Genomic DNA, 12,309 nt, shown 5'->3' with positions numbered 1-12,309 from the left:
TTCGTCTCCTCTGGTACTCACCTGACGGGATCACTGTCCCGCCTTTTCCCGTAACGTTCACTACCATGGCTCTTTACCACAGCAGCTTACGGTGGTTTGAAGCCTCCACCTGCATGGCGGCTTCGAGGGGCCCTCCCTCATCTTCGATTAAGCATGGCTTGAAGTTTCTTTCTTCGCCTTCTTGGCACACCCTGGTCATTATCTCTGCAAGAAGGATTCCTAACAGCCTAGATCCAGTCAAAATAAGTTTCGTATTTATGCATCAACGTTGTATTATTTTATCAGGAGCAGTTGCTCCAATTCTATGGGGAGGTGTTTTTTGATGAATAGGCGTTTTCTTTTCGTGCTAATCCTGTCTTTTCTTCTGACTATGTCTGCACTGATCGCCAACAAAATCGTTCTGGAGTTCTGGACTCATGAAGATCCGAACAGAACTCCACTTGAAGAACGTTTCATCCAGGAATTTCAAGAGATGTACCCCAATGTAGTTATTAAAAGGGTTACCCAATCTTCGACGAAAATCCAGGAACTCATTCTGACCGCGTTCGCAGCCAACCAGGGCCCAGACATCTTCAATATGTCAGTAGAAGATGAGTTCGCCTATATTGTTAATGGTAGAGTGGCTCCAGTAAATTATGAAGCAGCTGGTTACACAGGTAAAGAAGGTCTTTTAGCATCGTATCTACCTGGAACTCTCGCTCCAGTAACATATGAGGGCGAGATATACGGGCTGCCTCTCGAAATAACCAACTGGTGCATATTCCTGAACAAGAAAGTCTTCAGAGATGCTGGTCTCGACCCCGAGGTCGACTATCCTAAGACTTGGGAAGAGATGATGGATGTCTCCGAGAAACTAACGATAAGAGAGGGTGAGATTATCACCCGCCGAGGTTTCGACTTCAGATATCCGTATTATCTCGTTGCATTCATGCCTCTGGTTGAACAGATGGGAGGAAAACTTGTAAGTGACGATGGGAAGACTGCAATCATTAACGATGAAGCTTGGCTCAATTTCCTCGATTATATGGCCGCCTGGGGCCCAAATGGGCAAAATCTCGGGTCGCCCACGTATAAAAACGCCAGAAGTCTTTTCAATATGGACAACAACGACATTGGAATGTGTACATCAGGGCTTTATCAGATAGCTAGAATAAAGGCAGACAATCCTGAGTTCTATGAAAGCGGCGAATTCATGGTTGTCCCCTTCCCACAATTTGAAAACGCTGTGAATCACGTTCCGGCTCACTACTATGGACATTACTACATGGTTAACTCCCAGAAACCGAAGGAGAACCAGGAAATGGCGTGGAAGTTCATATCATACATGCTAAGCCACGCAGAGGAATACCTTGAAAAGGTAGCGATAATAATTCCAACAAACGAGCTTCTCGAATCAGAGACTTTCAAGAACTATCCGTACTCAGATGTCTTCATCTCAGACCTTGAAAAGTCAACTGTCGTTTACTTCTCCGAAAGCTCTGCGAAGATCCAGTCGTTGATTAAGGAAGCTGTTGAGTCCGTTATGCTAAGCGGGACAAGTTCCCAAAACGCACTCAACACTCTTCGCAGAAAGGTTCAAGAAGTCTTGGACGATCAATACTAGACAATTCGCCCGCCGAAAGGCGGGCATGTTAATATCGAAAGGGGTGAGCCTTACCTTTGAGACATATCTTCAATCGGGGTATAGAGCACAAAAAGGCAAGGTGGGGCTGGTTCTTTGTTTTACCATCGCTGGCTTTCTTTGCTGTTTTTTCGTTCTACCCTATCATAAATGCTTTTTATACGAGCCTCTTCAGAAAGAGACTACTTGATCTTCGTCCACCAACATTTATCGGTTTTTCAAATTACGAGTACCTGCTGAAATCCCCAGACTTCTGGAACTCGGTGAAAGCAACATTCATTTTCACTTTAGGCACATTCATTCCCATTGTTGTATTCAGTCTTCTTCTTGCAGTTTTGATAATGTCAAGGCGAAGATTTCAGAAATTCTTCCAAATGGCGTTCTACTCTCCGGCCGTTCTCTCTTCTGTGGTCTCAGCAGCGATCTGGTTGCTGATTTTCGATCCAAGGGGTCTGGCCAACACAACAATGAACACGTTGTTAGGAACCGTGGGGAAAGACTACAAGTGGCTAGCAACTGCAGGTATGGTAAGATTATCCACAATACTTGTCTATTTCTGGAAATATATCGGTTACTTCACAATCATTTATATAACGGGGCTCGCAAGTATTCCGCAGAGTATGCACGAAGCAGCTCAAATAGACGGTGCCAATGGCTGGAAAGACTTCTGGCACATTACTCTCCCCTTGCTGAAACCTACAACTGTTTTAGTATCGATAATGTCGATGCTGCAATGTCTCAAGACGTTCAGCACGCAGTACCTTTTCACCCAATCAGGAGCCCCTACTGAACCGATCAACGTCATTACATTGAACATTTACAACACAGCAATAAGAGATCACAACATAGGAAGGGCAAGCGCTATGAGCGTTTTGCTATTCGCTATTATGCTATTCTTCACCTGGATTCAGTTTAGGGTAAGCCGATCGGGCGGAGAAGTCGATTATTAGGGGGTGCTGATGAAGACCATTAAGAAGCAATCATTTATCGTCGATGTCTTGATTTGGGCCTTCCTGATCCTAACCGCCATTGTAATCCTTGCACCAATTGTATTCATGTTTACCGCATCTCTCATGCCATCGAGAGATATCCTTAAGATGCCTTATCCGTGGATACCCAAAGATCTCTACTGGCAGAATTACTGGCAGGCCTTGAGGGGAAACGATGGGAGTTTCATTTTTCCTAGAAATATTCTTAACTCTTTCATCGTAGCCGGGGTAGTATCGATTTCTACCGTTTTTCTTTCCGCCCTCACAGGATATGGATTGGCGAAGTTCCCTTTCAGGGGTCGAAATCTTGTCTTTCTGCTGATAATGGCCACAATGATGATCCCCTTTGAAGCCATCATGATTCCTCTCTATCTGGTAGCCACATCACTGAAGATTCAAAACTCCTATATAGGACTGATCCTTCCATTTCTAATGAACGCGTTCGGCATCTTTTTGATGAGACAATACCTTATCACGTTTCCAGACGAGATAATTGATGCCGCAAGAATCGACGGTTCCGGTGAATTCAGCATCTTCTTGAGAATAATACTCCCCAACAGCGCGCCGGCTATCGCGACTCTGGCAATTCTAACATTCAGAACCCAGTGGGATAATCTTCTATGGCCGCTATTGATTTCGCAAAGCGAGGAAATGAAGACCATTCCCCTTTACATCGTCAAGTTCGCAACGGAAAAGCACACAAATGAAGGTGCGATGATGGCAGCTGCAGTCATAGCAAGCATTCCAATCCTTGTTCTCTTCCTGGCGCTGTCCAGATATTTCGTCAGTGGTGCTTCACTTCATTCTTCGCGAAAGGGATAACCGAAGAGGTATCTTGGTTCGATTATTCCAAAGAACGAGCCTTTCAGGGAGAACACTTCCTGAAAGGTTTCTTTATCAATGACGGAAACGGAATCATCAAATCGGCACAAAAGAAGCTTTCTGCCCTGCCGCCAGTCAAATATCGGCACTAACTCTCTCAAGGGTCTTTCAACTTCCAGACTCTCCTTTAGGGTGTGGTCGCTCTCGTCAAATATCAGAATCCTGCTTCCCAAAGAGTCAACGACGAAGACTTCTCCATCAAGAACTGCAACATCCATAGCGTAACCAACAGGAATCCCTTGTCTTTCTTCCAGACCGAACGTGCTTATCTCGAATATCAGAACGCCTTTATTAGCAGCAGCAACGTAGAACGCTCCTTTGGATACGGCGACCGCATTAATGGTCAATCCACTTTCCAAATCGTTAATATAACGCGGATGAATCTGATCAATCAGCTCAAATCCGCTATCACCTCTTCTCACAACAAACAATCCATCGAGTTCACTGCCGACCAGAACATAATCATTGCAGTACGACACTGAGTTTGTCCACCCCTTCAACGGAATGGTTTGGACATGCCTATAGAAGAGCGGTCCATAGAATTTGAAGACTTTCAAGCCAAGCGTTCCATCTGCAACGAACACCTCCAGTCTCTCAATATCTACATCTATTGCTTCGCAGTGAAAAGTATCAACTACACTCAACTTCTCTTGCTGATTGGCTGGCAGCACCGCAAATCCTCTATCTCTTAGTACATTGAAGATCAGACCGCCGGCGAAGACTCCTCCACTAGACAAAGAAGGAACTGGAAGAATCCGAACCTTCCATTCGTAGTCGTTTAGTGATACTTCTACAAGCCCGCCGAATCCCATTCCGAAGTAGAAAGTTGTTGAGCAAAGACATGAACTAATAATGATAATTGCCAGTAGAGGAATACTTCTTCTCATAGCACCACCTCCAGTTAAATTCTAGTACGTTTCTGGAGAAAAACAACTTCAATTGCGAACACTGGCATTCACGAGATCACTTCGCCCTCTTGATAATGACGCTTAACCTCAGAGACGACAGGATATATAATTAAAGAGAGGTGATTATATGGGTAAGAAGGAATTTCTGCGAAAGATCATCTCCGAAGGACGAAGCGCCGATCAAATTGCAGATCTTTTCGGAATAACGGTGGACAAACTTGAGAGATACCTGGAAGATCCCTCACAGTCAAGGCTTGCAGTTGCAGAGGCGATAACAGAACTCAGGAGGTTGGAAGCTCTTCCTCTAGAAACAAAAGAAGACATTTTGCTTTTCTCCTTCAAAGTGATTCTGGAGTCTATTAACTTCCTTTTCGCTGATATTGAGAGAGCCGCCTGTGAGAAAACAGAAGAGCGACTGTCTGTCATGATCAGAAAACTCATCGATGGAGCTTACCTTCTTCTTGCGATCTCAAGACTGGAAAAAGCCGGGGAAACTCTTCCCTCCCTCAGGCAGGATCAAAGATTTCTGAGAGCTTGCCAAAATAGAGCGCTTATTGCCGAAAGATTATTGGATCTCGCCGAGCTGATAGACCTGGAGATCGAGCGCTGATTCGGTGTTTTCCGGAAGCTGCAAATCGCCTTCATTAAGTGTAGTATAATCAATTTGGAAGCTACTTTAAGTGAGGGATATATCTTGTCTGATTCTCGACATCGGGAATTCATTACTTTTTTGTCTTCTGAAGACGTTATTGAGAAAGCAAACGAGAGTCTTGAGGGTAAGAGCTGGATACCACTTATTGAGACCTCAAACGCTGCTCTAATATCTCTCAAGACACCAATGGTTGCAACACTTTTCAAGAGACTGTTTGATACTAAGTACGCTTTCATATACAGAAGCATCGAAGGTCAGCTTGTCTCAGCATCATCTGAGAGTACAGTTGCCCTCGTTGAGACGCTTATCCTGGCGGCAACAGAACGTCCGGTTTTCGATGAGAGCTTCATGAGCTTCCTGGATTTCTTCAAAGAAGCGCCTCAGATTTTGGAGAGAATAGTCGTTCATTACGCCAACAGAATTGTGAATCAATCAGACTCATTCGTTACAGGGTTAAGGGATCTCAAGATTCTATACGAGAAGGTACGTAGAAGGGCAGAGCAATTCGGAGTGAACCTTCCCCTAAGCGAGTTTGTTTCAAGTGTATTCGGCCTTGATACAACTCTACTACCGTTGATCGAGTCGGATCTCGTAGATTTTCTCGCGAAATTCCCTCCGACTGAAGAAGGGGTTTTCAGATTCCTCGACAATCAGATCAAACTCGCCGTTGGTGAATACGACGAAAGTAGTGTAGAGATACAATTATCAAGGCTTGAGACAATAATTAGAGAAATCAAACGATACTGTTCAACCTTCATGAAATGGTTGACAGTGCCAGACAATCTCTTCATAGCCTTCTTGGAAAGGGGAATTCGAAAACACGGTACGCTTGCTACATGGTTAGAAGGAATAAAAGAGGCAAGAACCGAATATGGTCTATGCCAAAGCCATTGGGAAGAAGCAAGAAAGTGGTACTTCGAAAAGATAAGTGCGAGGATCTTGCCGTCATTCCAGAAGTCGATGGCTGGTTGGGCTTGCTGGACAATCGTCGAGGAACGACAGATAAAAGAGCCGCTGGCTCACGCTGGAGAAACAATGAGGTATTCTGCAAGAAGAAGCGAGTTCCGCATAATAAAGGCAGAAGAAAGCGGTGGCGTCTACGTCCTTTGCTCTATTGACGAGCTCATTGTCTCATCGTTGGGACTCATGAAGGCCGGGAGAAACTTCCCATTCAACTCGATAAGAACACAGCTGGAAGAGCTAAAACTCTCGAGAGAAGCTTTTCTCGACAGCAAGGATGCTTTGTTCGTCGGATATACCTGGAAATACCTTCTTCCTGGAGGCGGACCGGATAAGGAAGCGAAGAACAATGAAAGGATCGAGTGCTTCAATTACTATGTTGTCACCGTTTCTGCTACAGGTTTTGGAGTACCACTAATTAAGCTTTTCTTTGCGAAAGAAGAGAGCGCAAGAACATTCATAGAGTTCTTGAGAGAGGCAAGGGTTATGTCTACGTGGAAGGAATACCCACAAAACGGTCTTCCAGCGTCACTAAAAGCGAAGCAGAAGAATCGTTCGGAGTATCAGTGCGAGAGTAACGCCGAAGACAAGGATCAGAAGACGGTAGAGGATCTAATCATTGAAAGGCTTATCGAAGAAGACGCCGAAGAAGAATCTGAGGGACCTGAAGTACCGGAAACAAAGAATAAGCCGATATCCATAGACTTGCTGGAGAAGATAAATTCTCTCCACTATGAACTTGAATGGACGGTTAAGCGGATGAACGAAATCGAATGGAACTATTGCTTTCCAGAGCTGGATACGGCTGAATTAGGTCGTGTGAACCTTCCAGAAATGCCCGAAGAAAGAGATGGATTTAAAGAACTGGAAGAAAAGATTGAATCCCTTGCTGGAAAGGCAAGGAAGACCGTCTTCAGGATTCTCTCTTCTGAGCCCGAGAGAGAGTACACTCTTCAGGAGCTGGGATTGACGTTCTGGAGCGTTTTCGTTGTCGCGCCCAAGATAACAAGTGGGGGAAAGCCTCTTATAGAAGTGATTAGCGGCGATGTACCGAAGCTTGTTTGGGGAACGAATTTCGATGAAGAAACGAGGGATTTACTTAGAGCGAGATTCGCTTCAGAAGAATGATGGAAAGTTGAAAGGAGATATCAGTGGATTACCATCCCATGTTTGAGGCGATAAGAGCCGGAACGGCGGTTCCCGTCGATTATGTTAAGGAAATTGTAACGGGTCGAGAAAGATACACTCAGGAAATTGAAAGCGACATAGACTATGTCCTCACCGGAAAGAGCAAAGTCAGAGTCTTTCTAGGCGAATACGGTCTGGGCAAGACTACCCTCGCAAGATATGCCGAATATGTCTCCAGAGAAAGAGGAATGATGATATCTTGCCTTTCCGAAAAGGACTATGACACCCTTCACAAACAGGATGAGTTCTTCAGGTCTATCATGAAGAATATGTCAATGGTCGGTATCAACGGCAATCCACTTAAGATATTCCTTAGGGCCTGGGCAGAGAAAACACTCGCTGAACTCGAAGAACTGAAAATAGCAAGTGATGATGTTAGTAATGTGAGGGAGTATCTATCTACCCGTGACAATTACGATCCCAATGGAATGTTCTCTCATTTCTGCGCGGCTTATGTTGCGAGCGCTGGGAAAGGAGCTCCCGGCGAAGAGTTTTACGCCTACCTGGTAGGAGACAACGTCGACAGAAGAACCATGAAGAAGCACGGAATATACCACTTTTTGCAAGACGACGGCTGGAACTTCTTAAGGTCTTTCACTTCGCTAATGGACACTTTGCAGGTGCCAGGACTAGTTGTGATCATGGACGAACTTGAAGCAACTATGAACAGAAGGAGAGACGTAAGGGATAGGACTTTCAACCAGTTAAGGGAAATAATCGACAAGATGTCTTCTGGTTTTCTTCAGAAGAGTTATTTTCTTTGGTTAGGAACGGACGTATGGTTTGAGAACAAACATAGAGGCATAGCCTCTTATCATGCACTCTATGACAGAATGAAAAACATATCAGGTGACAGCAGCGGAAAGACAGTTATCCTTAACCTTGATCCCTTAAGTAAAGAGGACCTAAGAAAACTGATCAGAAGAATAAAATCGCTCTACTCAAGTTGCTACTCATATGCTGCAGACTCCTCTTTCGAAGAGAAGACTCTTGAGACTCTAATGAAACAATACACTGGAATTGACGGAAAACTCAGACCGTCTGTTAGGGAAGTCACCAAGCTTACTGTCGAACTTCTAGACTCTTCAAGACTAGGAAATGAGACAGACACGATCGGGAATACCGACTCTGTAAAGGCTGCTGATAACTTGTGGTAGTCGATCCAAGACTTAATCAGAGACTAATCGACTTGTTCTCATACAGATATCGCTGGCAAAGCTTGAGGGAGATCCAGAACAGAACAATTCCTCCTATTCTTGATGGGAAGAATCTGTTACTGATAGCCGGAACTGCATCAGGCAAAACAGAAGCCGTAATGATACCGGTGGTCAACAGACTTCTCGAAATCTCTGGGGGACTGAAATGCATCTACTTAGCTCCTCTAAAATCATTAATCAACGATGTTTCATCTCGTCTTGAGCTGATGTTGAGACCTTTCGGGCTAACTGTCGGGAAATGGCATGGAGACCTCACACAGTCGGAGAAGCTCACCGTGGCAAAGGAAGCTTCAGTTCTTGTAACAACTCCTGAGTCAGTTGAGGGAATCTTCTTGAGTGATAACAGAGAACTGCTTTCTTGTCTCGAATTTATAATCATTGACGAGGTCCATGCCTTCATTGACTCTCCAAGGGGGGCTCAACTCGCCTCTCTGATGGAGAGAATCAAGATACTCTCCGGCATTGATCAACAGAGAATCGCGATGTCCGCAACGGTTGGGAACCCAGAGCTGCTGCTAGAGTGGCTAAACGGAAGTTCAGACAGAGAATCGGAACTGGTGGTAGATGAGAAGAGAAACAAAAAAACAATCGAGGTTCTTACCGAGAAAGAAATCTCTCCCGCTAAATATCTTGAAAAGCTTCTTACGGAAACTAACGATAAAGTACTCGTCTTTTCTTACTCAAGGTCTAAGGCAGAGGAGTTTGCAGCACAAGCGAGATCGATAGATATAGACACCCCGGTCCACCACAGCTCTGTGTCCAAGTCTTTGCGAGTAGAAATCGAAGAGGAATTTAAGAAGGACAGAAAGCTGAGGGCCATAGTCGCAACCTCAACTCTGGAAATGGGTATCGATATTGGTGATATTGATAGAGTGATCTTCCTGGAGATCCCACCATCAACTGCTTCATTCCTTCAGAGAGCCGGACGGGCAGGAAGGAAAGGAAACAAGTCATCGGTTTCGGTCTTCATAGAAGATCCGCAAAGTCTTTATAATCTTCTTGGAATATCGCAGATGCTGGCCGTAGGTTCGGTCGAACCTCTTAAGCCTAGCGATTATCACTTACCGTTGTTGGGTCACCAGTTAATCGGTCTTACCCTAAACAGAGGTTCGCTTTACCATGATGATCTCTCAATACTTAAGAGAGCCTTCCCTTTCAGAAAAGTCGAGACTGAAGACTTCAATATTCTTTTGAAGCACCTGATCGACGAGGCTTTTCTTGCAAAGACTGGCAGATCGGTAACACAAGGTGCATCAACAGCAGAAATTGTTGGCAGCGGGAAGGAAAAGATGGATTTCGTAGTTCTCTTCCCGGGAGGGTTTGAGTACTCTGTGATATTCAACGGACATGAGATCGGGAAAATCCACCCGGCCGTCCTGAGCAGTTCTTCTGATGATGAAATGAGTTTTCTGCTCGGCGGTCGTTCATATTTGGTCAAGGAAGTCAACTCAAACAGGAAGACCGTTCATGTAGTTAAGGGTAGCAGTGGCAAACCGCCCTCGTGGTTTGGGGGAAGCTCCTTGATGACGAAGGAGTTCGCAAGAGCTATAAGGTCTTCTCTCCTTGAAATGAGAATTCCAGATGGAATGCTTCTTTCTCCGGGCGCTTCGCAAATACTGCTTGACTTCGTTGACAATCACAGAGCTTCGCCAAATCTGATTTCCCTTCGAGAATCCAATAAAAGAGTGATTATTGAGACGTTTGCGGGCGATTTGTCCAACATCTTTCTATCCCTGTGTATAAAGGCAGTTTCTGGCCTCAAATCGGTAAGTGCGAACTGGCACAGTGTTGTAATAAAAAGAGGTGTCGACATTGATGAGCTGCATGAGATGCTTCTCGCTATCTCAAGATTGGAAGTTCGTGAAGTCTCGGGGATTCTCTCTACCTTTCTCCTGGCCAATCCTTCGGAGCTGAAGAGACAATACGAGCTCTTCGGCGAAAAACTTGAAAGATACGTTCCTAAGGAACTTCTAGTGAAATACGTAATTCACAGGCTATTTGACTCTTTGCTTCTGAGTGAGCTAGCAGGAGCCGTCATAGAGTGATCCAGTAACCCTGGTCCGTTCTTTTCTGTATTCGTTTGATATAGGGGCCACAGCCCCCAAGAAGTAGTTATCAGTCTTCCTCAAAACCCTCTTCCATCTCTACCACAGAATCATTCAATCTCTCAAGATCACCCTTTAGATCGAGAATCGAGGCTTGAAGCTCGGGAAGGCGAGCGACGATTTCGTCAAGACCGTCGATCCAATCCTCAATGCTAGATCTCAACTCTGTCACTTCGTCCTGCTCCATGTCAGGCAACGCTTCATGGAGTTCTTGAACATCTGCATTCTCAAGCTCGTCGAAAAGCTCCTCAACTAGATCAAGGATTTTCTCTATGTTTTGCACCTTTGCCACTCCTTTCGGCTTCAGCTTCTATACTGACAGATGTTATCACAAGTCCAACGTTTTTTGTACAGTGAGAAGCTCCAATTTCCAATTTCGATATTCTTCTTGAACAAAGTCGAAATGGAAGCGCAGATTTGATTATTCGGGTAGTCATTTGAGATGAAGAAGAGTGTAGGACACTCAAGCGTTTCAAGACTCATAGGCAATGAAAAGAAGCGGCCGCAAGGGCCGCTTCCGATACCCAATCAATTATCTCTCGGGGAATCCGTAACCGATAGCTTCGTTCCACCAGTCGGGATACGGTGAAGATCTGAAGTTGACATATCCGAGAGCGTAGTTTCCAAGAAGTCTGTCGCCAAGCAGTTTCCATTCTTCGTGCCATGCAACCGCGTTCATAAAGGCATAATTGGAAATCAAATCTATGGCGCCTTCTGGATCAGTCTCATACATCTCTGTAGCAATCTTTTGAACTTCCGGTGTAACCTTGTAGAGAACTTCCAGTTTGGGATCCCTGTAATTCCTGATATCCTGGATCGCAAGATTATAGTGAAGTTCAGCCATCTGCTGAACGTAAGAGTTGACCCACCAACCGGAGTCTCTTCTGAACTCTTCATACCTGCTGCCTGTTTCGTAGAACTTGGGAAGCTCTCTCATAATAGGCCACAGTGGAACTATGTAAGTTGTATCAGGCGCACCGTAACCGTACCAGCTGATTCCCTTGAACGGGTCTGCATAGGCGGAGTTTGTCTGCCCGATATGGACGTAGCAAGTCCTGTGCATGTTGATGCTTCGTTCCCAGGTTCCAGTTCTACTTGTGTTTGCGTACCTGAGAGGATCGCCCCAAGGTCCGGCAGCAAGTCCTACCGTAAGATCGTAATCCGTTCCCTGATAGTAATCGCCCTTAATCACAAATATGTCGTGAACCGTAAGCAGTCTGTCAGGCTTCACTGAAAGAGGGAACCTTACGTCGTGAGGGCTAAGACCCAGAGACGGGGCTACCAGATCGAATGCTCTCCACTCTCTTCTAGTTGCATAAAGGTTGTCGTTCGGAGCGTAAATCTCTGCTATGTTGAAGGGCTTACCTGAACTGGGATCGTACCAGCCCTGGTCAACTGCAAAAGAAACGATATTCGGGGAGGCCATCACGTTCTCTGTATCTTCGAAATCGACTTCCATGATCCTTGCTCTGTTCGCAGCAACTGTGAAGTGATCACTAGGGATTCTTACGCCAGCCCAGAGGTCTCTTCCATAGAATTCGACGATCCAGCATTCTTCACCGTCAGCAACGGTCATTGTCTCTCCGTGAGTAGCCCAGGGAGATTTCACCCCCAGGCTCTCTCAGAACCGGACTTGAACCTCTCGATTCATCCGGCTCCCATTATCCAGCCGCATAGATTATCCTCATTGTCCAATGTACAAAGGAGATTTCATACGACCTCATCTTGTCTGTTTGCTCCTTCCTTGTCTCTGTTCACAGTTCCTCCCTTTCGGTTGTCTGCACAGA

10 protein-coding genes are annotated in these 12,309 nt (G+C 45.3%); 7 read left to right on the top strand and 3 right to left on the bottom strand.

The genetic code is table 11. The annotated features are described in order from the left end of the window. Nucleotides 1-322: 322 nt before the first annotated feature. From RJ60_RS02205 to RJ60_RS02195, 3 genes are read left to right on the top strand one after another with little or no spacing between them, the layout of a single operon-like run. Nucleotides 323-1,603 (top strand): extracellular solute-binding protein, encoded by a 1,281-nt coding sequence (locus RJ60_RS02205; protein WP_099830207.1) that lies wholly within the window; start codon nt 323-325, stop codon nt 1,601-1,603. A 56-nt stretch (nt 1,604-1,659) separates the two neighbouring features. Further along, complete coding sequence (locus tag RJ60_RS02200) at nt 1,660-2,571, top strand: carbohydrate ABC transporter permease (protein ID WP_099830206.1); 912 nt, start codon at nt 1,660-1,662, stop codon at nt 2,569-2,571. A gap of 9 nt (nt 2,572-2,580) precedes the next feature. Beyond that, the gene (locus RJ60_RS02195; protein ID WP_099830205.1) at nt 2,581-3,432 is read left to right on the top strand and encodes a carbohydrate ABC transporter permease; all 852 of its coding nucleotides are present in this window, start codon (nt 2,581-2,583) and stop codon (nt 3,430-3,432) included. Here the strand turns inward: RJ60_RS02195 and RJ60_RS02190 are convergent. After that, nucleotides 3,411-4,379, bottom strand: a complete 969-nt coding sequence (locus RJ60_RS02190; protein WP_099830204.1) for a hypothetical protein — start codon at nt 4,377-4,379, stop codon at nt 3,411-3,413. The two genes, RJ60_RS02195 and RJ60_RS02190, sit on opposite strands and share 22 nt — an antisense overlap. 148 nt (nt 4,380-4,527) lie before the next feature. Here RJ60_RS02190 and RJ60_RS02185 point away from each other — a divergent pair, with 148 nt between their 5' ends. The 4 genes from RJ60_RS02185 (at nt 4,528) to RJ60_RS02170 (ending at nt 10,462) form a co-directional block, all read left to right on the top strand. Then, nucleotides 4,528-5,010, top strand: coding sequence for a hypothetical protein (locus RJ60_RS02185; RefSeq protein WP_099830203.1), 483 nt, complete (start codon nt 4,528-4,530; stop codon nt 5,008-5,010). A gap of 84 nt (nt 5,011-5,094) precedes the next feature. Continuing rightward, nucleotides 5,095-7,140: a hypothetical protein gene (locus tag RJ60_RS02180; RefSeq protein WP_099830202.1), complete on the top strand. Its 2,046-nt coding sequence runs from the start codon at nt 5,095-5,097 to the stop codon at nt 7,138-7,140. Nucleotides 7,141-7,163: 23 nt separating this feature from the next. Next, nucleotides 7,164-8,357, top strand: a complete 1,194-nt coding sequence (locus tag RJ60_RS02175; RefSeq protein WP_099830201.1) for a BREX system ATP-binding domain-containing protein — start codon at nt 7,164-7,166, stop codon at nt 8,355-8,357. Further along, nucleotides 8,351-10,462 carry a DEAD/DEAH box helicase gene (locus RJ60_RS02170; protein WP_099830200.1) on the top strand — a complete coding sequence of 704 codons (2,112 nt, stop codon included), beginning with the start codon at nt 8,351-8,353 and terminating at the stop codon, nt 10,460-10,462. The genes RJ60_RS02175 and RJ60_RS02170 overlap by 7 nt, the downstream gene beginning before the upstream one ends. A 70-nt stretch (nt 10,463-10,532) precedes the next feature. Here RJ60_RS02170 and RJ60_RS02165 read toward each other — a convergent pair whose 3' ends face one another. Together RJ60_RS02165 and RJ60_RS02160 are read right to left on the bottom strand one after the other, a co-directional pair. Continuing rightward, nucleotides 10,533-10,805, bottom strand: a complete 273-nt coding sequence (locus RJ60_RS02165; protein ID WP_099830199.1) for a hypothetical protein — start codon at nt 10,803-10,805, stop codon at nt 10,533-10,535. A gap of 249 nt (nt 10,806-11,054) precedes the next feature. After that, nucleotides 11,055-12,131 (bottom strand): dipeptidase, encoded by a 1,077-nt coding sequence (locus tag RJ60_RS02160; RefSeq protein ID WP_243392353.1) that lies wholly within the window; start codon nt 12,129-12,131, stop codon nt 11,055-11,057. Between the last annotated feature and the right edge of the window lie 178 nt (nt 12,132-12,309).

It is taken from the genome of Mesotoga sp. B105.6.4, from assembly GCF_002896535.1.
In the GTDB taxonomy this organism is placed as follows: domain Bacteria; phylum Thermotogota; class Thermotogae; order Petrotogales; family Kosmotogaceae; genus Mesotoga.
Note: the sequence above shows the minus strand (reverse complement) of the source record. Positions and strands in the feature narration are given on the sequence as shown.